This window comes from Macrococcus sp. PK (genome assembly GCF_022501545.1).
Classification (GTDB): Bacteria; Bacillota; Bacilli; order Staphylococcales; family Staphylococcaceae; genus Macrococcoides; species Macrococcoides epidermidis.
The window spans coordinates 19,888-46,147 of sequence record NZ_JAEPRF010000017.1 but is presented as its reverse complement, the minus strand read 5'-3'; the positions used below and the strand labels follow the sequence as shown (position 1 = coordinate 46,147).

23 protein-coding genes and 1 pseudogene are annotated in these 26,260 nt (G+C 34.2%); 6 read left to right on the top strand and 18 right to left on the bottom strand.

Going from position 1 to position 26,260, the window contains the following annotated elements; all coding sequences use genetic code 11:
* Nucleotides 1-41: 41 nt before the first annotated feature.
* The 5 genes from deoB to JJJ02_RS11285 all read right to left on the bottom strand — a co-directional run bounded on the left by deoB (nucleotide 42) and on the right by JJJ02_RS11285 (nucleotide 4,915).
* Nucleotides 42-1,214, bottom strand: a complete 1,173-nt coding sequence (gene deoB, locus JJJ02_RS11305; protein WP_255724863.1) for a phosphopentomutase — start codon at nucleotides 1,212-1,214, stop codon at nucleotides 42-44.
* Nucleotides 1,215-1,321: 107 nt separating this feature from the next.
* Nucleotides 1,322-2,623, bottom strand: coding sequence for a pyrimidine-nucleoside phosphorylase (locus JJJ02_RS11300; protein ID WP_240839159.1), 1,302 nt, complete (start codon nucleotides 2,621-2,623; stop codon nucleotides 1,322-1,324).
* 59 nt (nucleotides 2,624-2,682) lie between these two features.
* Complete coding sequence (gene deoC, locus JJJ02_RS11295) at nucleotides 2,683-3,345, bottom strand: deoxyribose-phosphate aldolase (RefSeq protein ID WP_240839095.1); 663 nt, start codon at nucleotides 3,343-3,345, stop codon at nucleotides 2,683-2,685.
* Between the two features lie 83 nt (nucleotides 3,346-3,428).
* Entirely contained in the window at nucleotides 3,429-4,358 is a 930-nt protein-coding gene (locus JJJ02_RS11290) for a sugar-binding transcriptional regulator (RefSeq protein ID WP_240839093.1), read from the bottom strand.
* A 104-nt stretch (nucleotides 4,359-4,462) separates the two neighbouring features.
* On the bottom strand, nucleotides 4,463-4,915 hold the full coding sequence (locus JJJ02_RS11285; RefSeq protein ID WP_239243252.1) for a Dps family protein: 453 nt from the start codon (nucleotides 4,913-4,915) through the stop codon (nucleotides 4,463-4,465).
* A gap of 129 nt (nucleotides 4,916-5,044) precedes the next feature.
* Between JJJ02_RS11285 and JJJ02_RS11280 the strand changes: the two genes are divergently transcribed.
* Nucleotides 5,045-5,725, top strand: coding sequence for a hypothetical protein (locus JJJ02_RS11280; protein WP_239243251.1), 681 nt, complete (start codon nucleotides 5,045-5,047; stop codon nucleotides 5,723-5,725).
* 107 nt (nucleotides 5,726-5,832) lie between these two features.
* On the opposite strand, the gene JJJ02_RS11275 is transcribed toward JJJ02_RS11280, so the two are convergent.
* Entirely contained in the window at nucleotides 5,833-7,107 is a 1,275-nt protein-coding gene (locus JJJ02_RS11275; RefSeq protein ID WP_240839091.1) for a pyruvate MFS transporter, read from the bottom strand.
* 441 nt (nucleotides 7,108-7,548) lie between these two features.
* On the opposite strand from JJJ02_RS11275, the gene JJJ02_RS11270 reads away from it, so the two are divergent.
* Nucleotides 7,549-8,598 (top strand): 2,3-butanediol dehydrogenase, encoded by a 1,050-nt coding sequence (locus JJJ02_RS11270; RefSeq protein WP_240839088.1) that lies wholly within the window; start codon nucleotides 7,549-7,551, stop codon nucleotides 8,596-8,598.
* An 83-nt stretch (nucleotides 8,599-8,681) separates the two neighbouring features.
* Here JJJ02_RS11270 and JJJ02_RS11265 read toward each other — a convergent pair whose 3' ends face one another.
* From JJJ02_RS11265 to JJJ02_RS11255, 3 genes are all read right to left on the bottom strand, one after another.
* Entirely contained in the window at nucleotides 8,682-9,182 is a 501-nt protein-coding gene (locus JJJ02_RS11265; RefSeq protein WP_239243248.1) for a universal stress protein, read from the bottom strand.
* 70 nt (nucleotides 9,183-9,252) lie between these two features.
* On the bottom strand, nucleotides 9,253-10,203 hold the full coding sequence (locus tag JJJ02_RS11260; protein WP_240839086.1) for an LCP family glycopolymer transferase: 951 nt from the start codon (nucleotides 10,201-10,203) through the stop codon (nucleotides 9,253-9,255).
* Between the two features lie 52 nt (nucleotides 10,204-10,255).
* The gene (locus JJJ02_RS11255; RefSeq protein WP_240839084.1) at nucleotides 10,256-10,900 is read right to left on the bottom strand and encodes a GNAT family N-acetyltransferase; all 645 of its coding nucleotides are present in this window, start codon (nucleotides 10,898-10,900) and stop codon (nucleotides 10,256-10,258) included.
* 640 nt (nucleotides 10,901-11,540) lie between these two features.
* On the opposite strand from JJJ02_RS11255, the gene JJJ02_RS11250 reads away from it, so the two are divergent.
* Nucleotides 11,541-11,969, top strand: coding sequence for a MarR family winged helix-turn-helix transcriptional regulator (locus tag JJJ02_RS11250; protein ID WP_240839082.1), 429 nt, complete (start codon nucleotides 11,541-11,543; stop codon nucleotides 11,967-11,969).
* A 46-nt stretch (nucleotides 11,970-12,015) separates the two neighbouring features.
* Here the strand turns inward: JJJ02_RS11250 and nhaC are convergent, their stop codons facing one another.
* The 3 genes from nhaC to JJJ02_RS11235 form a co-directional block, all read right to left on the bottom strand.
* The gene (gene nhaC, locus JJJ02_RS11245) at nucleotides 12,016-13,458 is read right to left on the bottom strand and encodes a Na+/H+ antiporter NhaC (protein WP_240839080.1); all 1,443 of its coding nucleotides are present in this window, start codon (nucleotides 13,456-13,458) and stop codon (nucleotides 12,016-12,018) included.
* A 181-nt stretch (nucleotides 13,459-13,639) separates the two neighbouring features.
* The gene (locus JJJ02_RS11240; protein WP_240839078.1) at nucleotides 13,640-14,455 is read right to left on the bottom strand and encodes a trypsin-like serine peptidase; all 816 of its coding nucleotides are present in this window, start codon (nucleotides 14,453-14,455) and stop codon (nucleotides 13,640-13,642) included.
* 57 nt (nucleotides 14,456-14,512) lie between these two features.
* Nucleotides 14,513-15,385: a nuclease-related domain-containing protein gene (locus JJJ02_RS11235; protein ID WP_240839076.1), complete on the bottom strand. Its 873-nt coding sequence runs from the start codon at nucleotides 15,383-15,385 to the stop codon at nucleotides 14,513-14,515.
* 633 nt (nucleotides 15,386-16,018) lie between these two features.
* Here JJJ02_RS11235 and JJJ02_RS11230 point away from each other — a divergent pair.
* The gene (locus JJJ02_RS11230; protein ID WP_240839074.1) at nucleotides 16,019-16,570 is read left to right on the top strand and encodes a polysaccharide deacetylase family protein; all 552 of its coding nucleotides are present in this window, start codon (nucleotides 16,019-16,021) and stop codon (nucleotides 16,568-16,570) included.
* Between the two features lie 93 nt (nucleotides 16,571-16,663).
* Nucleotides 16,664-17,095, top strand: a pseudogene (locus JJJ02_RS11225) (gluzincin family metallopeptidase); the annotation flags it as partial.
* A gap of 341 nt (nucleotides 17,096-17,436) precedes the next feature.
* On the opposite strand, the gene JJJ02_RS13365 reads toward JJJ02_RS11225, so the two are convergent.
* The 4 genes from JJJ02_RS13365 to JJJ02_RS11210 form a co-directional block, all read right to left on the bottom strand.
* The gene (locus tag JJJ02_RS13365) at nucleotides 17,437-17,571 is read right to left on the bottom strand and encodes a hypothetical protein (protein WP_255724862.1); all 135 of its coding nucleotides are present in this window, start codon (nucleotides 17,569-17,571) and stop codon (nucleotides 17,437-17,439) included.
* A gap of 216 nt (nucleotides 17,572-17,787) precedes the next feature.
* Entirely contained in the window at nucleotides 17,788-19,011 is a 1,224-nt protein-coding gene (locus tag JJJ02_RS11220; protein ID WP_240839072.1) for an SdrD B-like domain-containing protein, read from the bottom strand.
* 376 nt (nucleotides 19,012-19,387) lie between these two features.
* Complete coding sequence (locus JJJ02_RS11215) at nucleotides 19,388-20,971, bottom strand: ABC transporter substrate-binding protein (protein WP_240839069.1); 1,584 nt, start codon at nucleotides 20,969-20,971, stop codon at nucleotides 19,388-19,390.
* 127 nt (nucleotides 20,972-21,098) lie between these two features.
* Entirely contained in the window at nucleotides 21,099-22,658 is a 1,560-nt protein-coding gene (locus tag JJJ02_RS11210) for an SgrR family transcriptional regulator (protein ID WP_240839067.1), read from the bottom strand.
* Nucleotides 22,659-23,175: 517 nt separating this feature from the next.
* Here JJJ02_RS11210 and JJJ02_RS11205 point away from each other — a divergent pair.
* Entirely contained in the window at nucleotides 23,176-23,397 is a 222-nt protein-coding gene (locus tag JJJ02_RS11205; protein ID WP_240839066.1) for a hypothetical protein, read from the top strand.
* On the opposite strand, the gene gtfB is transcribed toward JJJ02_RS11205, so the two are convergent.
* The gene (gene gtfB / locus JJJ02_RS11200) at nucleotides 23,394-24,701 is read right to left on the bottom strand and encodes an accessory Sec system glycosylation chaperone GtfB (protein ID WP_240839064.1); all 1,308 of its coding nucleotides are present in this window, start codon (nucleotides 24,699-24,701) and stop codon (nucleotides 23,394-23,396) included. The genes JJJ02_RS11205 and gtfB overlap by 4 nt on opposite strands.
* Nucleotides 24,698-26,188, bottom strand: a complete 1,491-nt coding sequence (gene gtfA / locus JJJ02_RS11195) for an accessory Sec system glycosyltransferase GtfA (RefSeq protein WP_240839062.1) — start codon at nucleotides 26,186-26,188, stop codon at nucleotides 24,698-24,700. Before gtfA ends, gtfB begins: the two co-directional genes overlap by 4 nt.
* Nucleotides 26,189-26,260 lie beyond the last annotated feature (72 nt).

The following is a 26,260-nucleotide window of genomic DNA, read 5'->3' as shown; positions in this document are numbered from 1 at the left end:
TTATATAACCATCATTTCAATATATTATATAATTACTGTTATCATATTAAATGCTTTAAATAGCTCTTTCCAAACTCCGGCATTTCAACACCAAAGTTATCTGCAATCGTCGCTCCAATTGAAGCGAATGTCGTATGCGTTTCTAATTTACGACCACCATCAAATTGTTTGCTGTACATTAATAATGGCACATATTCTCGCGTATGATCTGTTCCCGGCATTGTTGGATCGTTACCATGATCTGCGGTAATGATTAATAAATCATCTTCACGAAGTTCATCTAATAATTCACCTAAACGCTCATCAAATGCTTTAATCGCATTCATATAACCTTCTTTATCACGTCGATGTCCATACAACGCATCAAAGTCTACTAAATTCAGGAAGCTGATACCATCAAAATCAGATTTCACAACGTCCATTAATTTATCCATACCATCCATATTATCTTTCGTACGGATTGACTTCGTCACACCTTCTCCATCATAAATGTCATTAATCTTACCGATTGCAATAACATCTCGCCCTGCATCCTGTAACGCATTCATCACTGTACGTCCGAAAGGTTTCAACGCATAATCATGACGGTTAGAAGTTCTTGTGAAGTTACCAGGTTCACCAACATATGGTCTTGCAATAATACGACCGATTAAATACTTTGGATCTTTCGTATATTCACGAACTTTCTCACAAATTTCATAAAGTTCCTCAAGTGGGATAACCTCTTCATGTGCTGCAATTTGCAGTACTGGGTCAGCAGAAGTATAGACGATTAAGTCACCTGTTTTCATTTGGTGTTCGCCCCATTCATCAATAATTGCTGTTCCTGAAGCTGGCTTATTCGCGACAACTTTACGACCCGTCATCTCTTCAATAGCTGTTACAAGCTCATCAGGGAACCCATCCGGATATACTTTGAATGGCTGATCAATATTTAGACCCATAATCTCCCAATGACCTGTCATCGTATCCTTTCCAACAGATGCTTCTGATAATTTCGTATAGTATGCTTCAGGTTTGTCGACTTCATTAACGACTGGAAGCTGTGCGATATTACCTAATCCTAACTTTTCTAAGTTCGGTAATTTCCCTTCATATCCTTCTAACGTATGTTTCAAAGTGTGACTACCAACATCGCCAAACTTGTCAGCATCCGGTGCTTCACCGATACCTACAGAGTCCATTACGATTAAATGAATTCTATTAAATTTCATGATTATCTCTCCTTTGCGTTGATCTGATTTGACTTGATTTTCCGCTCGACTTGTCCAATTTCTCATGTTTATTGGACACATCGCTCTCACGTCCAATCCAAATCCAACTACTCAGTAATAACTTTATGAATCAATACTGGTGCTTCTGCACTGTCTGCAATTTCAATATTGTCGTAAATTTTATTCATAACGTCTTCTACATTATCTCGGTTTGCATATATTGTTACAAGTGATTCGCCCGCTTCAACTTTGTCGCCGACTTTTTTACGTAACATCAATCCTACCGCTAAATCAATAACGTCTTCTTTCGTAGCGCGTCCTGCACCAAGTAACATCGAAGCTACTCCGATTTCATCTGCAACAATCTTGCTTACAACACCACTTGCTTTCGCTGGTACTTCAATCACATACGCTGCTTGCGGTAACTTAGATACATCATCTACGACTGACGCATCTCCACCTTGGTTAGCAAGGAATGTTTTAAACTTCTCTAAAGCTTTACCATTATCAATCACTTCCTGTAATTTCGCACGCGCTTCATCTAAAGATTCTGCTTTACCGGCTAACACAACCATTTGACTTCCTAGCGTAAGCACAAGTTCTGTTAAGTCTTCCGGTCCTTCACCGCGTAATGTTTCAATCGCTTCTTTCACTTCTAATGCATTTCCGATTGCAAATCCTAACGGTTGACTCATATCAGAGATTATCGCCATCGTATTACGTCCGACGTTATTTCCGATCTTAACCATTGCATGTGCAAGCTGCTCTGCATCTTCTTCTGTCTTCATAAATGCTCCGGCACCTGTCTTAACATCTAATACGATCGCGTCAGCTCCTGCTGCAATCTTCTTACTCATAATACTTGATGCGATTAACGGAATACTATTAACTGTTCCTGTTACATCACGTAAGGCATATAATTTCTTATCTGCTGGTGTTAAGTTACCTGTTTGTCCGATCACTGCCAATTTATCTTCATTTACAATCTTAACGAAGTCTTCTTCTGAAATTTCAACATGGAATCCTTCTACCGCTTCTAATTTATCAATTGTTCCACCTGTATGTCCTAATCCACGCCCACTCATCTTCGCAACAGGTATATCAAGTGCTGCTACTAATGGTCCTAATACTAAAGTTGTTGTATCACCAACACCGCCAGTTGAATGCTTATCAACTTTCACACCTTCTATAGCGCTTAAGTCAATCTGATCGCCACTTTCAACCATCGCCATCGTTAAGTTAGCACGTTCTTCATCGTTCATATCCTGGAAGAATATCGCCATCGCTAAACTTGATGCCTGATAATCAGGAATTTCTTCATTTGTATAACCTTTAATGAAGCATTCAATTTCTTCTTTCGATAATGCATGTCCGTCACGTTTCTTTGCAATAATATCTACCATTCTCATCATTAATGACCTCCATTTATTTTGTAAGCGTTTTCTTTTATATTAAAAGTGAAAGGGAATTAATAATCCCCTTTAGCTTCTTCACCCTTTAAAATTTGTACACCTGCTGATGCACCGATACGTGTAGCACCTGCATCAATCATCGCTTTAACATCTTCATAAGAACGCACACCACCAGATGCTTTCACACCCATATCAGGTCCTACTGTTTCACGCATTAATTTCACATCTGCGACTGTTGCTCCACCTATTGAGAATCCTGTAGAAGTCTTAACGAAATCTGCCCCTACTTCTTTCGCAATTTCGCAAACTTTCACTTTCTCTTCGTCAGTTAACAGACTTGTTTCGATAATTACTTTCGTCGTAACATCTCCTGCAGCATCGACTACCGCTTTAATATCTTCACGTACTAAATCAAAGTTGCCACTCTTAGCCGCACCGATATTAATTACCATATCAACTTCACCTGCACCATTCGCAATCGCATCTTTCGTTTCAAATGCTTTTACTGCTGGTGTATTAGCACCTAACGGGAAGCCGATTACAGTACATACTAAAACATCCGTACCCTCTAATAAAGCATGTGCATACTTTACGTGTGTAGGGTTCACACAAACACTCATAAATCCGTATTCACGTGCTTCTTGTGCAAGCTGTTCGATTTGGGCAGTCGTCGTTTCTGGTTTCAAAGCAGTATGATCAATATATTTCGCTAAATTCATATTATTTATTCCTCCCTTATATTCAAATCCATTATAACAGATATTGAACAAAAGTAAAAACGATAAATGAAATTACGTTCAAGTTAAATTAATTGCTTAGCTGTAATGCTATCAGTTATCAGGACATTCGGGATACCACCAGCGAGAGCACCTCGAATAGCTTCTACTTTATGTTTACCACCTGCAACGAGTATGCTTGTTGGAATCTGCTTTAATGTATCCAGCGTCACACCCATCGTACGATCATCGACCCAGACGTCAGCAATTCTCCCATTCTTATTATAAAATCTTGAACAGATGTCACCCACTGCTTCATGCTTCAGACGCTTCACTTCATCGTCCGATAAAAAGCCAAGCTTAAACAACAGTGCTTCATCACGCACTGTACCGGTAGTATATATCGCAACATCACATTCACTTGCCATGTTTAATATCCCTTTAATATGGCGATCTTCACTCACTAATTGTTTCACCTGTTTGTTATCAAAAATAACAGGTACAGGTAAATCACGCGGAATGGAATTAAAGCTCTTTGCAAATAAAGCTAACGTTTCGTGCGAATTCGTCTTTATATTTGAGTATGAAATACCACCCTTTAACTGAATGGTAGACACGCCAGTTAAATTCGTCGGTTTCATTAAGTTAGCAGTTTCATACATCGTTTTTCCCCAGCTTATGCCGACAACGTCATTGTTCTTCACATTTTCATGAAGAAATTCTGCAGCTGCTTCTGCTATAGCACTGAGCACAATTTCGTATTTATCACTAGATACTTCTTTAATTAAGACATACTTTAAATTATATTTTTCTTTCAGTAATTCTGCGAGTTCTTCACTTTTCTCATACGGGTCATGAATCGTTATATTAACAATCCCCATATCTTTAGCAAATTGAAGTTGTCTCGATACTGTCGGTCTGGAAATATTAAGTTCATCAGCAATAGCTTTTTGTCCTAAGTTTTCTTCGTAATACATTTTAGCGATTCTGATACATTGTTTGATTTTTTCTTCCATTATGCTCACCTCTACTTACATCCATTCTAAGGGAAAACAAAAAAAAATACACTTCAATTCCATTGAAGTGTATCAATTAATTTATTAACTAATTTGATTTTAAATTATCCTAAGAAAGATTTTAACATCCAGTTATGTTTCTCTAAACTTGTAATCATACCTAAGAACATATCAGCAGTCATTTCATCATCTGCTTCTTCAGCTGTAGTTTTACCTTCTTCTAATTGTTTAATCACTTTATCAAAGTCTTTAGATAAATCTTTCACCATATCTTCTGCAGATAAATTTTTCTTCGCTTCTTTAACAACAGATAAATCTAAACTTTCTTTTAACGTTGCAATAGGATTTCCTTCAATCGCTAAAATACGCTCTGCTAATTCATCGATGTAAACATTAGCCTCATCATATAACTCTTCGAATTTAGTGTGTAAACTGAAGAAATGTGGTCCTTTTACATACCAGTGATAGTTGTGTAATTTCGTATAAAGCACCGTCCAGTTCGCCACTTGTTGGTTTAATGCTGCTACTACTTTGTTTTCTTTTGTTTTTTTAGCCATCAATAATCTCTCCTTTTAATCCCTTATTTATATTAATTATTATATTATAATTATTCTAATTAATAAAGTGATTTTGTCTGTCTCAATTTTAAATAATTGGGTATACTATTTAAAAAAGAGGAGGCCACCATGTTTAGAAAATACATATTACCTATTATTATCGCAATACTCGCTGCTACCATGCTGCTCACAATCGATTACTGGAAACTGCCGTTAACCGATATACTTACTTCTACCCCATATATCGTTGTGTTATGCATATTTGCTGTATTATTTGCTATTATTGCCTTTATTTACAGTAAACTTGCCTATAAAGTAGATAACGACCCTAGTTTAGAACATTATGAACAGGACAGAGCATCATTTAAGAAATTTTCTGAGATGAATATCGCTATCATTATTTCATTTTATTTTGCACTCGGATCAATTTTATTAATCAGTATTAATGATGCACCATTATATCTAGGAATTATCAGTATTATCGTGTTAATCATGGCAGTCCTGATGCGCTACTATGGATATAGCATGATCAACAAGTTGTATCCGGAACGTGACTTACCTGAGAACTTTGAAGCAGATTTCGATGATAAGCTTATCGATTCACTCTCTAAAGAAGAAATGTATACGATATTTACAGGTTTATATAATGCATTTAAAATCACGAATATTTTATTACCTGCAGCAATGATGCTGATTACAATCTATGGTTATGCGACTGGCGTACCGCAACACTTCGCACTGTCAGTTATCGCTGCAGTCGCAATCATCATCAATATCGTCTATCAAATTACTGTGAGAAAGATGATTTAGACCATCTCATATCACTACAATGCCGGATACTCAAAGTATCCGGCATTGTTGCGCTTATCTAAAAATTCATATAAAAAAAAGACACCCAATAATGAGTGTCTAAAAAATTATGCTTGTCGATGTTCTTCTAATAATGGCTCATCCGGTTTAACAAAGAACCATAGGATAATCGCAAGTGCTGCCGGAATTAACATTAAATAGAACGTTGTATCCCAACCAAACTTCTGCACTAATACCCCACCTAAGAATGGACTTAAGAAAGCACCGATATTACCCCATAAGTTCATCCATCCTGATACAGTACCTGAGAAATTACGTCCCAGGTCAGCCGCTGAAGCCCAGCTCATACCCATTGATAGACCAACACCACCTAAACATAGTGATAAGTAAATGATGTTCATCGTCATATCATTCGTTTGAACGGATAAGAATAACGAAATCGCAAATACGATAAATCCAAAGATTGCGATACTTGAACGTGCTTTAAATTTAGAATGACCACGTGCAACGATTGCATCTGAAATTGATCCACCAGCCATGATTAATACGAACATCATTAACCACGGTGCTGCCGCTAAGAATTTCATATCCTTTAAAATAACGTGATATTCTTCTTGCAAGTAAGTTGGTAACCAGATTAAGAATAATGTGATTACAAACTGCACTACGAAATATTGACCCGCAATTGCAAAGAAGCTGAAACGTTTGAAGAAACGACCCCATGGTGCAGTATCCTTAGTTGCTCCACCTACAGCATCACGGTTCTCCATGATATAAAGCTTTTCTGCTTCATTGACCATCTTATGTTGTTCAGGTAAATCTTTAGCAATAACAAGCCATAAAGCTGCAATAACAAAGCCGATTGCACCAAAGATATAGAATACAGCTTGCCAACCAAATGCTTGGTAAATGGCAATGGTTACGAATGGAGCGATAACTGGGCCGAAATAACTACCAGCAAGTAACGCACTTGAAGCACGCCCTTTTTCTGATTTCGCGAACCAGTATGTATTGAATACAGCGTTTGAAGGATACATAGGTCCTTCACCAATACCGAATAAGAAACGCATTGCATATAGTAAACCGTGATGTTTAACAACACCTGTTAGAATCGTAAATGCACTCCACCAAACTAATGCAAATGTTAATAACTTTTTAGGTCCAAATTTCTCAGCCATAATCCCTGCCGGTACCTGCATTAATGCATAACCTGCTGCAAATATAGAACCTAACATCCCAAATTGTGCTTTAGACATATTTAAATCTTCCATCATCGGACCAGCGATATAAGAAATATTCGCTCTATCCATATAGGCTATAACCCCGATAACAAAGAACATTAACGCGAACATCCAACGCACATTTGATTTTCTTTCACCCATAATATAATTCTCCCTCATCATTATTTTCAACTCATTAAGTCATCCGATGACTGTATTTTTGACTCTTCAAAAATACCACAGGATAATATCGTTTACAATACCTTTGTGAAAAAATAATATATATTTTTTCAACTGCTTCAGCACGATAAAAACAGTCATTCTTGAACTTATCATAAATATAAAAGTTATTAATTTCACAAAGTTGTTGCACTATTATATACAAGAATTATATAACAGTTCTAACGACTCTTATCTCATTAATTCATCTATCTATTGATGCTTCACATATATACAATAAAACCCAGAAAATCAAAGTAATATTTCGAATATATGTTATATAAAAATATTCTGAAAAATAAAACAGATAATTTGTAACACACGACACGAATTGGTATAATATAACTGTTATAAAAATAAAATTTCGTTAAGGAGTGGTTGTTAATGAAAGCAGCAGTATGGTATGGTCCTAAAGATATTCGCGTAGAAGAAAAAGAAATTCGTGATATGAAACCGAACGAAGTACGTGTGAAAGTTGGCTACGCTGGTATTTGCGGCTCAGATTTACACGAATATCAGGAAGGACCTGTATTTATTCCGGTCGATAAAGATGATGAATTAACAGGCGGAAAAGCACCTTTGATTATGGGACATGAATTCTCTGGTACAGTTGTTGAGGTCGGAAGCGAAGTAAAAGACTTTAAAGTTGGTGACCGTGTATCTGTTAACCCAACGATAACACATGGTAAAAGTATCGATGAACTAGATGTTTATGATGGCTTTAGCTTTATCGGATTACACACAGACGGTGGTTTCACTGACTTAGTAAACGTACCTGAAGTTAATGTCTATCACTTACCGGACTCAGTATCATTACGTGTCGCAGCAACAATTGAACCATTAGCAGTAGGCGTTCAGGCTGTAAAAGAAAGTGAAATTGAATTCGGTGATACCGTTGCAATCTTCGGTGCCGGTCCTATCGGATTATATACGACACTCGCAGCACGTGCAGCTGGCGCGAGAAAGATTATCGTATTAGACTTATCTAAAGAACGTTTAGAAAAAGCATTAGAATGTGGTGCTACAGACATCATCAATTCTGGTGAAGTAGATGCAGTTGAAGCGATTAAGAAAATCGTACCAGGTGGCGTAGATCGTTCATTTGAAGTAGCTGGTGTTGCACCAACGTTTAAACAGGCAATCGATGCTACACGTCCTCGTGGTAAAATGGTTATCGTATCAATCTTTGCAGGAGACATCTCTTGGCCACCATTACAATTAACAAACACTGGTGTGCAAATCACATCTACAATCGCTTACTCTAGAGCAAGCTACCAACAAACTATCGACTTATTAGGTAGTGGACAAGTGGATACTGAAAATACGATTACAAAAGAAATCGAATTAGATGATATCGTTACTGAAGGTTTCGAAACATTAACGAACGACAAAAACCAAGTGAAGATATTAGTTAAATTAAACGGCGAAGGATAATAAACCATCCTTCAATCTTGCAAAATACAAAAAAACAAAACGGAGATAAGCATGATGCTTATCTCCGTTTTATTTTTATACCTTTAATTATTACTATATTCTCTTCTAAACTCTTCCGTAAATGCTTCAAGTTTAAAGTCTTCCGGTACCTGCTCAGTACGCACAACTAGTACATCACATTTCGCATAACGTACAATCGCTTCTGAAACACTACCCATTACAAAACGTTCTAATGCATTAATACCGTTAGAGCCACAAATAATTAAATCGCAATTTGCTTTCGGCGCTATTTCTTTAGTAATAACCTGACGTGCTGCTCCGTGACCGATCTTTGTATCCACTGATTTCACGCCTTGTTCTAAAGCAATTGCTTTATAGCCATTCAACATCTTCTCAGTGTACTTATCGGCATTCTCATGCAATGAACCACGTTCACTTTCTACATTTGCATATGTTCTAATATCCACGACATGCACTAATGTAATTGCTGCATTATTTCTTTTCGCGATATCGACACCTTTTTGGAATGCATACTCACTCACTTTTGAACCATCAACCGGAATCAAGATATGTTGATACATCATTTGCAACAGCCCCTCTCTTATCTTCATCTTTAGTATATCACCAAAATGAAAACGCTTCATTCTTTTAGAGCTATAAATCTAAATTCTCCACATATAAATTGCGAACTTCTAGTTTCTGATCTTCGTTCGGCAGGAAATACCATAATCCGTCTGCCATAATCGTACCTTCACCCGTTAACTGATATTTCTTAACGTTGTCCAGCGCACCACGATAGGATAACCCTAAACCTTTCAAATCATCAAAAGACATGTCCGTAACAACATTCCCGTCAATATTTTTCAGGATAGCATCCAGTTTCGTTACCGACTGAACATTCACGATTTTATTCGCTAACCCTTGAATGACGATTTGCTGACGTTCCTGACGACCAAAGTCGCCACCTGCACCATCACCTTTACGTGCACGAATAAATGCCAAAGCTTTATCCCCATCTAAATGTACATTCTGCCCTTTCACAAAGTCATAGCCATTTGCACTAAACGTTGCATTACTCTTAACGTCGATGCCTCCGACCTCACCAATTAACTTATGCATACCATCCATATTTACTGTCGCGTAATAATCAATCGGTACGTTCATTAACTTCTCAACAGACTGTACTGCCATCTTTGCACCGCCATAGGCATAAGCATGGGCAATCTTTTCCTGGGTGCCTTTACCGACCATCTCACTGTAAGTATCACGCGGAATACTTACCATCACAGTTTTATTCTTCTTCGGATTAATACTCAGTAATATAATCGAATCACTTCGTCCTTTATCACCCGCAGATAATCGTTCTGCATTTGCATCAACTCCGAACAATGCAACACTGATTGCATCTTTATCCTGAATATTCACAGCTTTGTCACGTAAATCTGATTTATCACGTCCTTCAATTTTATGCTGAATATTATTAGCTGTCTCCTGCACTTTAAAATAAGCATTGCTTACATACCAGCCAATACCAATCAGTATTATTAAACAGAGCAGCATGACCCATTTCAGACAGCCGCCACGTCTTTTTTCACTTCTCTTCATTATATACACCTCACATTACACTAATGATACACACAAAATTTCAATTACGCCATCATACATAAGTTGTAGTGTTAACCTTTCCTAACTGAAGTTTATTGTCATTCAACCCTACTCCACGATATTCTTCTTCAAGCAATAGTTGAATCTGCTCGAGGTCATCACGATCAACTTCAACGACATTCAGCACATCAAACTTATGCATCAAATCTTTCATAAAGATAAATCTCAATTTACCACCATAAAGTCTATCCATCGCAATAATATGCATCCCTAAATGAAACTTGTCTTTAAGACTTGGTGTATTTTCAGGATGAACCGTCGCCATAATCATCTTATATTGAGCAGCAACTTCTTCAAAAAGCCACTCCCCAAGTTTACGCTGCAAAGATAATCCTCTATAATCCGGATCCACAATCGTAATGTCAGAATAGATTAATCCACTATCTTTGGCATCAGCAATACCAGCATATGGCCCTAAGTAGTCATCAGTCGGGATATGCATCGTTCTGAAAGCACCAACCACACCATCTATTTCAGCAATAGCCATTAAACCTGCTTTTATCTCTTCTTTAAGTTCATCTATCGGCACAGGGTCTAACGCTTCAGGATTAACAAGGACATCTAATGCGCGCTGTTGAATGCTTTCAATAGCGACTACGTCTCTCAGTTCAGCTTTTCTAATGTTTATCTCAGTCATTTTTAATTTTCCTTTCCCGCATCTCTTTTTAAATTGTACTATTCAAATTATAAAATATCATATTTTATAATACATAAAGTATTCAAAATAAATCAGCAATAAAAAGCTATTCAACAATAAAATGTAAATTTATTATTAAGAATGTTATTTTGTGATTAATTTTATTAATTTCCTAGCAAAACTTATGCATATTATTAGTATATTTTATTATATAGCCAAAAAATATATTATATCCCATGTAATTTAGTTTCAAAACAAAAAACGATGTATATACATTTCGTCATATTATTATTTAAGAATAGTAATAGTCGATGAATTACACTTTTGAATAAACAATGAAGATAATCGTTTTTTCTTTATATTATCACTTAATTTAAATTTTTCAGTTAAATAAATCACCTTATTAATAAAAAAAAGTATAAATCACGAACAAAATATCATTTATTTATATAAAAGAATCATTTAATAGGTGCCTTTCATTTATTTTTATGATATACTACCTAGGTTGATGTCATGAAATATCTTACGTGTAAATAATGAAGTTTAGAGAAACTAAATTTTATTAACATTTCAGTTAACGCATGGTTTAATGTATGTTTTACACCAACCGCAAAATTATCAAAAGAAATGGGCGAATTTTATGATCGAATTAGAACAATCTTTATTTAAAACAGTCAGCTTGATAGAAACAAACCTTAATGAATCTTTAAATAAAGCATATGGTATTTCTTATACGGAACTCTTAATCCTACACAAACTTTACTTAGATAAAGAAAGTACGATTGCTGAGATACAGAAAGATATTTCATATAAGATGGATTCTGCAAGTACAAAGACAAAGAAACTACGCGCTATGGGACTTGTTGCGAAAGAACGTCGTAAAGACGATGAAAGAAAAGTAGCAACGAAACTGACAGATGAAGGAAAAGCTTTAGTAGAAGATATATTGAATAAATACGATAATCAGCAAAATAAATCAGCAGTAAAATTTACTGAAAATGATGTTCGTACGTTGCAATTATTAATTGATCGATATAGAGAGCATTTTCATACAGATTTCGAAATATAAGATTAAAAAATGCGTTTGAGATTCAATCTCAAGCGCATTTTTTATCTTAAGCTAATTCAGCTGGTTGTAAATTCTGTTGCTCAAAATGTGCTCTTTCTTCTTTCGTCATCTTTACAATCTTAAAGCCAGTGTAGCCATAGATAATTGAAATAATAGGCACAATGAAATTTAAAATTGCATATGGCGCATAATCGCCTACTTTAACACTCAAAGTTGTTGCTATAAATACACCACACGTATTCCAAGGGACAAATACACTTGTTAACGTACCACTGTCCTCTAGACAACGTGATAAGTTTTTCGGATGTAAATTCTTATCGATGAACGCACGTAAATACATACGACTCGGTACAACGATACTAATATATTGCTCAGAACACGTTGCATTTGTAATAAAGCAGCTTGCAATTGTTGCGGCAATTAAACTACCAGTAGATCTTGCCACCAATAAAATCTTAGAAATAATTGCTTGAAGCATACCACTAAACTCCAGAATACCACCGAACGTCATCGCTACAATTGTCATCGAGATGGTAAAGAACATCGATTCAAGACCACCCTTATTGAATAATTCAGTGACTAATTCATTCTTAGATTCCATCTTATAACCTGTTTGAAGCGTATCCATAACAGTCTTCATGCTATCTCCTTGAATCAACTGTTGTGCACCTGCACCTAATAATATACCAACTACAAGCGCTGGAACTGCAGGGACTTTCAATGCTACAAGTACTATTACAATTGCCGGAATCAACAATAACCAAGGAGAAATAACGAACTGATTCTCCATCGCGTTTAATAAAGTATCGATTTTCTTCGTATCCATATGACCGCCAGAAAACTGACGACCGATAAAGAAGTATGCAATTAACGCAATGATGATACCTGGAATCGTCGTAAAGAACATATGTTTAATATGATCAAATAAATCTGTTCCAGTTAAACCAGATGCTAAGTTTGTCGTATCACTTAAAGGACTCATCTTATCCCCGAAATAACTACCTGAAATAACAGCACCTGCAATCATACCAGCAGGAATATCCATACTTAGTCCAATCCCCATACCAGCCACACCAACCGTTGCCATTGTTGACCAGCTTGAACCGATGGCTAATGCTACAATGCCACAAATTAAACAAATCGTAACTAAAAATAAACTTGGAGAAATCAACTTTAACCCGTAATAAATCATCGTAGCAACGACACCTCCACCAATCCAGGCACCGATCACTAGTCCAACTAAAATAATAATTACAATCGCAGGTAAAGCAAGTTTAATCCCTTTGTACATCATCTCTTCAATTTCTTCCCATGTAAAGCCATGTTGATGTGCAACAATTGCTGCAATCGCCGTACCGATCATCAATGGAATATGTGGCGCTTGCTCTAACACAACAACTGTAAATAGCATACTCGCTATCATGAAGACTAATGGCACTAACGCCCACCAAACGTTAATTTCCTTCTTTTGTTTTTTATATTTTTCCATGCCCCTTAATTTCCTCCCACACTATTGAAATCGTTTACATTAATAGTTTAAAGCAAGACAAACAAAAAATCTATATAAATTTTCGAAATACTTAAATAATTTAGTTGTTGTTTAAATTAAAAAAACGTCACTTTTGAAAAAAGTGACGTCCCTTTACTTATATCCATTACACCATATCCTACTAATATTGATGCGTTCTAATAAATCTGCCCGTATAACCATATAGTGATTCCGCTCCACTATATTCAGCTTTGGCATATTTCGTATCATTCTCACCGTAAAGATTATAACCATACGTTCTTAAACCATATACCGTTAACTTACTATCAAATAGCGGAGAACCCGATGCTCCAGCTCTAAATTTATCCTTTAACACAAACTCAGTTTGATTTAACGTGCGCATAATAAATAACGCTCTATTATAATAACGTTTCTCATAATACTTACCATCAAACGGATACCCAACACTATACATCTTCTTACCACGCTTCAACAATTTAATCTGGCGATCCGTCGCAAGCTTCATCGGCTTTGCATAATCTGTTAACTTCTCATTTGTATGCAGTAATGCCACATCCGCATATGGCACCTTTACAACATCTACGACTTCAAATGAATGCGGGATATCATCCCCATTACGATTCATCTCAAAAGTTAAATGTTTCGCAGCTGTTGCTTTACCATGTTCATCATCAATAACGTGTGCATTCGTTAATATCGTATAATCATCGATAACAAAACCAGTCCCCATCGTCTCATATTCAGGACCAGCCCAACCATTCTCATTCGCAATACGACCAATCGAAGTATACTTTGAATATCGATTCGGAATGGATTTCATCATCACGCTATCAGGTGCATAACTTTTAACCACCGGATATGCGACATCACGTGTCGCCTTCTTCATGCCATCATAATAATAAGTTGAATCCATCGCATAAGTTGTTGCATTTGTTGCAAGTTGTAATGTTAATATTGCAATTATAATTTTTTTCATGTAAGACAACCTTCCTCGTTTTTGGTTTGTTCAGCACTCCGGTCACACCAAATCTCATCATTTTGGTGCGTTCACTACCACGGAAGCACCACTACTCCCGGGCTTTAACACATAATTTTCTTCATTCTTGTCATAATATTTATCAAGTACACGTTTTGTCGTATGTCGATTTGAACGTCCAGTCCATTTATAAGCCTCCTTCGCTGTAAATGGACGATTTAATAACAGCGCTAACTCAATTAGTGTATGCTGGATCCACTTTTCTTTCGTCTTTGCATTACCACATGCATCACACATAACCAAGCGCTTCGTTGTAACTCTTAAATCAATTGGCTTTGCACATATTTCACAAATAACGCCTCGTTGCATATCCATAATATTAAATAATGGTCGCAAATTATATTGTTCAATCGGACGGTGTAAACTAAATAAATGATTTTGTATGGCTCTTTCAAAATTTCCAGCTATTCTCTCTTGCTTTATTACTGAAAACAGCGGAGCAATATCTTTAAAGTACAGCATGTCTTCAGTCTTGCAATCAATATAAAAATGTTCATTAATAAATACCATCTTGCACACTAAGCGATGGCTCAATTGATGATAATCTACATATACTGAAAAACCATCTTTCATCATTCTAAATTGTGGCATCGGACTTTTAAAAGAATTAAATTTATTACTCCAATATTCTACCTCATCTCTACAAGGAAGTGCATAATGCTTAACGTCAAATACGTAAATACTTTCTCCTGTAATAATTAAACGATCAACCTCGAACTGATATCCAGCAATGTCGATATTGATATTAAATAGCTCAAGATGATCTTGACTAACCTTAAAAATATTACTGAACTTTAGCTCACCTAAAAACCCGTGTTGAATGCGGTAATACGTATCGCTGAAACGATAATCTTTCAATCGACGAAACAATATATTCTCAAGTTGTATCAACTTCGGTGGTTGTAGTGTAAAAATCGAGTTGTCCTCCTATAACAAAATAGATAACTTTATTATCTCAATTATTCTTTAAGATTATGATACGTATATGTAAATTATTAATAAAAAAGATCTTATTCTATAGCAGAACCTTACAACACATATCGTTTAATATTAAAAAATTTTCTTAAATATAATCGACAACCTTATACTGCTATAACCTTTCCTCAAAATAAAATTATGATAGCTGTTATATGAAGAAACTTAATTCCATGAGACAACGTCAATTAACATTAAATTGAAATAAATAATTGTACAAAAATAATGTTTAAATATTTACAATATTTAAGAATATTTTAGGAATGTCTTTAATTTTTGAGGGTATAAATCAATAAATTTATTTTTTTAATTATTAATATTTTCATGAATATATAACGACGTATCGAAAGTAATATCGAACATACAAAATTTCATCAATTTACAAATGAAAATAGCTGCCTAGCACTAAACTATCACCGCGTCAGAAACAATACAATCACAACCAAGATATTCAAACTGATCTCTACCAATAATGAACTCAGAAAATATTCTGTACTTACTGATGATTTTGAATATCAAATAAAATGGATGAAAGAAAATGGCGCACACTTCGTCTCGGAAAAAGAATTTCTTCACGACTATAACAATAAGCAGTTTAAAAAAGGATGTGTATTTATATCATTTGATGATGCAGACATTACAACATTTAAAAATGCATGGCCAATTCTCGAAAAATATAAAGTGCTGGCAACAATCTTTGTTATCGCAGGACAAGTCGGTAATAAAGACTTCAATAACATACAACTTGCCGACTGGGAACACTTAAAAATAATGAATAAAAGTAAACTTATTACCTTTCAATCACACACGTATAACATGCATGAAATGATATTAGATAAACCAATATTTAATAAAGTACCAGCAGAAAAATTTAAAAAAGACCTCATTAAAAGTAAACAAGTACTCAACAAACAACTTAACACTAAAATTGAAACATTTGCTTACCCATATGGCAATGCGACTGACAAAGTCGTACGTACAGTACAACAAGCAGGATTTAAACACGCATACATATTAGCACCGCGACCAGTAACACCATCAAACGGACCATATAGAATAAACCGCATAAATGGTCGATGACGAAAGCTTTCAACACATACAATCATGGCCAGGATTTAAATAAATTAGAAAAACAAGGAGAAATTACATTTACTATATCTGATCTCCCTAACTTTACAAGATTTAACGAACTATGGCTATAAAGCAGCGTATAACTATAATGATTATACAGGTGCAACAACTCTAGTACGTGACTATGATAGAGTATTTGACGCACCAGGTCAGCGCGCAGCAGTTGATGCAAACTACTATGCAAACTTAATGTATAATTACTATAAAAATAAATTCGGCAGAGAATCATACAACAATCAAGGTAGTCCGATAATCTCAATCGTACATGCAAATAATATCGGGTTTGATAACCGAAATAACGCAGCTTGGACTGGGGATAAAATGGTGTATGGAGACGGCGATGGATATACATTCAGAGCGTTGTCAGCAGCCAAAGAGGTAGTGGCACATGAACTTACTCACGGTGTTACACAATCTACAGCGAACCTACAATACTACGGACAATCCGGTGCATTAAACGAAATGCATATAGATGCTAAAACACATAAATATGTGAAGTAATTAACATCTTACACAACTTAAAAAATCTTTATTTTCATGATTTCTCAACATTTTAATTAATAATACTTAACAAAATGTTTAGTAAAATATGATTCGATTGTTTTATGCAAATATAATACAATATTACAATTTGATTATATTTTAAACCTTTTTATATCGTGGGCAATATTAACATGATGGAAAATATTATTATTTCAAGGATTATTTTCGAAAAGAAAAAAGAGAAAAAAGAGAAAAGGAAGCATCAAAATAGATAATCAGGAAGAATAACATACAAGCAAAAGAAAAAGTGATCAGCATCTTATATTTCATACTTAATCACTTTCATCAGATTTAAATTTATCGACAATCATCGCTATCATTGTGAATGTACCGATGATCAGAGAAGATACAATTGCATTATTTGGTCCTATGGCGAAAATGGTCAGATTTACTAATAACTGTTCCATACGTAGAAACTCCTTTTCATCGTGTAAAATATAATCAATTAACTTTAATTATAGCTTCTGTTATCTGAAAATTCAAACACTTGAATGTAACAATTTGATTACAGAATATCCGAATGAAAACAAGAAAAGCAACACACACTATAAATAGTGTGCGTTGCTCGAATTACAACTTAAACAGCGATTTAGACGTCTCCAAATCAATCGATAAGTTGATTATTATTTACGACGAGAACCGAATAAAGCAGCTCCACCTAATAATGCTAATACTGAAGCAACTGCTCCACCGTTATCTTTTTCACCTGTATCAGGTAATACTGATTTACCAATTTCAGCTGGTTTAACAGTTTCAACTGGTGCTGGTGTAGTTGGTGCAGGCTCAGATGGTTTTGTTTCACTTGGAGGTGTTGTTTCACCTGGAGGTGTTACTTCACCTGGAGGTGTTACTTCACCTGGAGGTGTCGTTTCACCTGGAGGTGTCGTTTCACCTGGAGGTGTCGTTTCACCTGGAGGTGTTGTTTCGCCTGGAGGTGTTACTTCTCCGCCACCACCTGGAGCTGGAGTTCCAACGCCATAGTAACCTTGGTCTACATTAAAGTTAGAAGCACCTTTTAAGTTTACGATAACGTCAGTTGGTCCATCTGAATCAATTGCTTCTGAAACATCATTATCGATGTTCGCAATAACTGGTGACCAGTCTAATGGATTATGGAAATTAACGATGTATTGACCATCTGATAAACCATGGAATGCATAGTTACCATTTGCATCTGTTGTTGTTTCAGCGATAAAGTTTCCAGCATAGTCACGAATAGATACACGTAATCCAGCTACTGGGTTTTCACCTTGATCGTATAAGTTGTTACGGTTTGCATCCCACCATACGTGGTCTCCGATTGATAAGTTACCTTGTGCTGGTGTAGAAGGCTTAACTTCTCCGCCACCTTGTGCTGGTTCAGTTGGTTTAACTTCTCCACCACCTTGTGCTGGAGCAGAACCTTGTCCATTTAAAGGAATGAAACCAGTATCTAAAGTAGTGATGTTAGCTCCATTAATATCAACTAATACGTCGATTGGCCCGTCTGAATCTACATCTTCAGAACCGATGTTTGCTACATCGTTTGCATATCCTGCAGGTACTTCGAAGTTAACGACATAAGTACCATTTTTTAAACCTGAGAATGAATAGTTACCGTTTGCATCTGTTGTCGTTGTTGCTACGTGGTTACCAGCGTAGTCACGAACTGTAACTGTTAATCCAGCAAGACCTGTGTCTCCAGCGTCTTGTACGTAGTTACCGTTATTATCTGAATATACGCGATCTCCTAAAGAATATGTTGCTTCTGCAGCGTCTGCTTGTTGACCAGCGCCTAGGAACAATAATGAACCTACTACTACTGATGCTGTTCCTACTGTGAACTTTCTAATACCATACTTGTTCATAAAAAATCCTCCTTATTTCTATTTAATATCAAAGATTCAAAAAGTCATAACTATCTGATTATGACATATTAATATTTTAATACTATTATTTTACAATGCCACATATACTTGCATATCGCATGTAAAAAAGTTATCAACATTTTTGTATGATTATACTTTATTTTTGTATAAATTAATATTTTTAAACATTAGCCCATTATATAGAATGGTTTATTTTTATGATAATAAAAGATTTATAGAATCGGGGCACTATTACACCCATCATTTTTATGCATGATAATGTATATTGTTATCCACAAATTTTTAATCCGACTTAAATGTGACAATTTTGTGACACCCCAATTCCCATTACCTTTTTTCCTTGCTTTTTTATAAATTATTTCAAAATGATACTTCCATAATCTATAAAGCCATAATGGTTTACATCTATGTATTGAATTGCTGTAGTAAAAATAAATACCTTCTCATTCATTAATACGCTTGAATAATAATAGTTATCTGATAAATTCTTTAATAAAGTATCTGCTTGAACTGTCAATTTATCGAGATAATCATAATTAAATGATTTAAGGAAGGATTGAAATTGCGGCTCTTCAAAATACCATTCTTTAAACTTACAGTGTAAAAGCATATCATAGAGCATAAAAGGTTGTTGTTGATGCATTGATTCAGTCATCCATACAATATCGACATCAAATTCATCAAGTGGTGTTGAGATATATTTGCCGTGTGGAACAGAAATAAGTTCTATTTGTGTCTCATCTTTATTTATCACTTCTATTACTTCATCAAAGAAATGCTGATTAAATGTATCAATTAATAATCTTATCGGTTTTGTTCTTTCAGGTAATTGATTAACTTTATCAGGTATATCAGCATTCCATTTCACATGCTTGCCTTGTCTGGAAATACTATCGTAAATTAATGATTGCAATACTTCTATAGCATTTTTTCGCTCTTCAAATGTCAGCGTAGTAGCAGGGTTGACGACAAAGAAACCGTGTGCTAAATAGAATCTTTTTGTCTTATTAGCATCGTATTTATCCGAAGTTACATATTCTAAAAATCGCTTTCTATTCTGAATAAAATGTATCCTTTCGATTTGTACAAGTCGTTTGTAATATGGATTTATCTGAAGGGTCAATTCACTTTGCATTAGCGACTTTAAATAATAGGGCCCAGTGCCTAACAATTGACCCTCTTCTTCTATATATATTGAGCTATATGGTTCAGATAATAAATACTTTATATGATCACTTTTCTTCTTCACTGTTATAGCTATTTGAAAGTCATCAATAATTTCAATTGATGTAACATCTTCAAAGTACTTTTTGTATCTCGAAAAATATATGAGTTGATTTAATACTAAACACACTATAGTTGCATTTAATCTTTTACGATTAGGGAAGAAGTTATCCTGATGCAAGTATACATGCAAGGTATTGCCTTGCCACTCATCATACTTTACTAACTCATTTTGTATATTGTTATCTACATCAAGCGTGTAAAGCGTACGCATCATTTGCGTAATCACTTGAAAGCTCACTAAACTTTGTGATGTTAACGGATTAAAGTCTCTCGGTATGCTATATACAAAGTCAATAATTGAACTGTTATTCTCCTGTTTAGTCAGGAAGTTATTTTTGAGTTGGCGCACAATTACTTCCTTTGATTCTTCATCCCACGGTAATTCAATGTAAGATTTAATATCCTGTATTGTCATATCCTTTAAATGCTTTAGTGCATAAGAAAAAAGCTCTTTTTCAATATCAACTTCAAAAGTGATTTCCATCTTTCCACCGCGACCAACCGCAGGAGAGTAGTTAATATACCCTTCATCATGCCATTGATTAAGCAATCGCGATAATTGGCGTTTAGACACATCGATATATTCTGCCAAACTAATTTCAGGATTATTCATCGACAAATATTTTTCTAAATATAATAGTCGTTTGTCCATACTTATCATACTACTTTCTGATATATACCATTATTTTTGTCATAATTTTTTAAATATTGCTTTATATTTAGAGTACATGTAAGACAAAAATAAAAAAAGCGACATTTTTTGCGAAAATGTCACCTTATTATCTAACGATAATTTCACCATATAAAATTACTCCGTCATTATTAAAAACTACATTCTTCTGACCTTTTAAAGCAACAATCTCTCTCTTTTGAACACTATTTTCAAGAATCCATGCCTCATTTCTTAGAAAATATTTAAACTTACTCTGTGCATCTGACCATAAATGAGCAGGTTGATATGTCAGTGTTTCATTGAATTTATGACTTTCTTCGAAGCAGCTAAACCAAGTTTTAATATTAGTGTTGTTCAGCAGTGAATAATAAAATACCTTTGAGACATATGTATGGCTTAGGATTACAAAATCACAAGGTATAGAATTTGTGTTGTCTTCAAGTATATCTTTATAGCACAATGTATGATATTTAATATTGAAACCTTTATCCTTCAAATATTTATACAGGGGCTTCAATATGTGTGATGTCAAATCAAACATTCCCATAACAATTGGCTTTTGTGTAACTTCTTCAGATTGAATCATTTCATCGCCATCTTCTGAATAAAACATCTTTATATAGCTTAGCAGTTGATGGCGTTCAGCTCGATTCAGTTGTGTATAATATGGATTGATAAAAGTAAACCTGGCCATTCGTATATTATTCGTAATCTGTCGTTTATTATGCTCCTGTATGAATTGCTCATAATCGCGATAGCTATTCACCAAGTAAACATTACGCACTTCAGGCATACTATGGTGCGGCGTATGTCGTGCAGTGAGTACAATATATTTATCAAATAATCGTTCCATATAGTAAACATTTGTCCCGATATACTGCGATTGTTCAACGATATATATACTTGAGAATGGGCTCGACAAATCAAGCTTCAGTTTTTCAACCTGTCCTTCAAATGTAATCTTTACGATAAATAAGTCAATTACTTCAACACTTTGAATATAATTGAGTAAATTTTTGTACCAATCATGCTTTATTAAACGATCAAGACAATTCTTTACATCTTGAGCGAGTAACAGCTTCCCATTAGAAAATGTAATATCCTGAAATAAATATAATGTAATACTATTTTGTTCTATTTCTTCGTGATTAACTAGATGACTTTTGAAGTTAAGCTCTGAATCTACTTCATATAAACGATCCATCGTATTATATACAAGCGTATCAAGGGCTGTGTCCATAGGTTGTAAGGGGTCTATTGTCTCGGGTATGCGGTAGATGTAATCAAGTGTCATCGTCTTTTGAGAGATATCAATCTCATTATCTGAAATTGCATTTGAAAATAAACTTTTAATGAGATTCTTCGATGACTCATTTAATGGGAGTTGTAATATATTGGTAATCTCTTCAACAGAATAAGCATCAATATTCGTTAAAATATTCATTACAAATTGCTGCTCAACATTTAAATTAAAAGTCACTGTCGATAAATTACCACGACCTACGCCACCAGTATAATTTATCAGACCTTCTTCCTGCCACTGTTTTATTAATCGTGTAAGCTGTCTGGATGTGATTTCCAGTTCTTCAGCAACTTCACAACGTGAATATTCATTATGCTGCAAGTATTTGTAGAGAATTAATAATTTTTCATCATGTACTGTCATGAGCATCCTCTTTTTTATATTATTTAGAAAAAATTGAATTAATTGAATTTACACTAATTTTACTTTATAAAAAGAAAGCAATCAATATAACAAATTAAAAACTTTTACATTTTATTAACATGTTTAAAAAAACCAAAAAAAACCAAAAAAGTTGTAAATATTCTTCAATGAAATTGAAAAATATTTACAACTTTATCATTTAGATATTAAAGATATTTCGAAAGATATTTAATTATTATTTACTTTTTTTATCTTCATTTTGCTTTGAAGTACGATCTGTAACGTGACCTTCAATCACACGTTTCGTCTCATCTTTCACTTTTCCACCAATGGATGCTTTCTTTTCTTCAGACATTTCATTCAACCTCCTTTGTTACTTTTATTAATTATAACATTTATCATTTTTTGTACATAATAGAACGATATATAATATAATGATAGTATTAGCACTTTTTATTTAACATTTACTATTAACTACAATTGAATGATAATAATTTAACAATTAAGGGTGAGTACTATGAGTAAAAAACACTATATTGACGAACGCGACAGAAAAAAATCAGTTGAGGACATCAACCGTGAAATCGAAGCACAATTACTTGAAGAAAAAGAAAATAATAATATTGAAAAAGAAGACAGCAAGAAGAAGAAACGTGCGATATTTAGTATTGCCGGGGTTATATCTATATTCTTCCTGCTGCGATTACTTTATAATATGTTTCACTATTTCTTTGTTTAATCTTTTAAATCATTTAATACAGCATTGATGTACTCAGCAGTTGCATGATTTGCAGCTGCTTTTTGTTCTTTTAATAAATTTTTAAATGCTTCTTTGTTACTATACAATTGATATAATCTATGATTAATCTCTTTACAGTCATCTATACTAAATACATTACTATCATTTGTAAAACGTAAATTATGTTGCAGCCCTTCATAACTTAAAATTAATAAATCAGCTGTGAACGCCGCTTCATTTATTCCCATGACCTCGTTACCTTTATTAATATCCAAATAGATATCACATGTTTCTAATAACATTTTTATAGTGTTTCTTGATACATTCGGATATAAAGAAACGTTTGCATATTGCATAAGATTTAAAAGTTTTTGTGACATTTCTGTTAAAGCTGCGATATGAAATTGAATATTACTGTTCTTTTGAACAATGCTCTCAATATTAGGGAGTTGATCAGAATTAGTAAGGTTAAATGCATGGTTTGATAATTGATTTTGTCGTCTCAATTTATAATGATAACCAAACTCATTAATTGCAGAATGATTTATAATCTGCTTGATTTTTGCAAATTCATTATGCTCTGGTATTAATATCGTATAACCTAGCTTGAGTGCTATTTTCATATTAGCAGGCAATTCTTGTTTAATATTTTCCTGCCATACAATGATATGATTATTCTTTTTAGAGAATTGATTCAATATTATTAGAGGTGCCCCTAGCGAATTAATTATAAATTGTTCCCCTGAAAGTTCTAATGCATTTAAATAAAACTTTATGAACTGGTGATACGTATCAAAAAAATATTTATGCTCCCCCCATAATAATTCAACCGCATTATTCGTAAAATAACGTGTAATAATTACTTGCTGTGCTGCATTAAAATATCTTTGAATAACCTTTTTTTGATTATTAAATACTACTTCACTAAATTTAAAGCCATGTTTATTATAGTAATCTACTTTAATAATCTCTTTTTCTTCATTGAGCCATTCTACTTTCTCAATAATTCTTCCCACTCTAGACTTTGAATATACAATGTTTGCTCGCTGTTGCCATAAATCTTTAATAATAGCTCCCGTGGCATCACCTTCTATTTCATAGAATGGAGGAAGTGTTAAAGCATTAAAAAAACGTCCTTTATCTGTGGATTGATAATTTGAGAAGAATTGATAATATGTCATAATGTCATTCGGTAAAAACCCATTATCTTCCAGTATAATTCTTTTAATCGGTTCAGTACTTTGTGACAGCGTATCGAACAGCAACTTAGTTCTTGAATCAAATTGTTCAGCTAGTATTATCAACGGCTCATCTCCTCTATAAAATCTTTCCAACGTTTAATATTTTCTTTCTCGAGAAATAACTGTGCAATGCTATAGGAATGCTTACTAAAATCATGATTATCTCTCATAAAGTATTCAATGATAGCATCTTTGAGATGCATGATTTTTTCTTTTTCAGACATTTTATCTTTGTGATATGGTATTAAAAAGCCATTCTTTTTATTTTGGATGAAAGTTGGATTACCATAGTTCACATCAAACCCGATTAAAGCAAGACCTGAACCTGTTGCTTCCATAAGTGTTAAACCAAATCCTTCACTCGTTGATGCTGAAACGAATAGTTCATATTGTGAATAAATATCTTTTAAATCACGATGCCCTTTTAAATAAATATAGCTTTCGGCATGATTCTCTCTTATTAAATTAACAAGATTACGCTTTTGACCACCTTCGCCATATACATCTAGCGTAATGCTAGGTATTTCTTTATGCGCAAGCATTACTGCCTTTATTATCCAGTCAATATGTTTTTCTTTAGCCAATCTGGAAGCTGTGATAATGCTATAAGGTGTTCTCTGCCTGTTGCGCGCAAGTTTTTTTAGGCTTCCAACTGGTATCGTATAAATTCTAGCTGTTTTATTATAATATTTTTTCAGTTGCGCAAGTAATAAATCAGTTTGAATTTGTGTTGAAGTAATAATAAAATCTAAATAATCAACCTGATTCAGCATATATTCATAATGGTTATTCCAAAGAATATAATCATCATTCGTATTTTGTTCGCTAAAGTGTTCAGCATGTATGACTATGCCCATCTTACTTTTACCTTTATTTCTTACGATTGAGGCACCAAGTTTCGTACTCCTATCAATAATCACAATATCTTCAGTAGTTAGTCGAAGACTTTGCATAAAGAATGCCACAAATTCCGCTTTATTATAGAATTTATTATCTTCAAAATCATATAATACTTCCACGTTTTCCTCTAGATAGATGCTATAAGCGATTGATCCGTCTTTATTATGGAATGTCTTTAATGCCACCTTTTTATCATTAAAATATTCAGTAAGCGTAAGTGTGTATGAGAAATGTTCTCGCTTAATCAGTATATCTTTAACATAATATTCAGCAAAGTAAATCTTATCTTGATCAGTGGCAACCAATTTGCATCGTACTGACATATTTATATCTAAAGGTTTAATAACAATATACTCCTGATTTCTTTCTATAGTACATTCTACAGCTATATCAGATATTATATTGCGATAACTGTAAGTTGATGGTGCTATCTCTACATCTGTAAAGTACTGATACAGAGAAATAATTTCTTCATCCATAAAACCAATCTTTGAAGTATATGCCTGGATATTCTCACGATTAAAATAATCCAGAAATATAAACTTTAGTGGCACATTACATTGCCTTAAGATTTCTCCTCTGTATTTTTGAGCATATTCAACACCACTACTCGCAAAACCAATCCCATAATTTATATTATAAATTGTCATTATTTTCTCCCTTGATAAATATGAAATTTCTTATATTTTTTAAGCTCAAAACACTTTAATTCCTGTTATAAT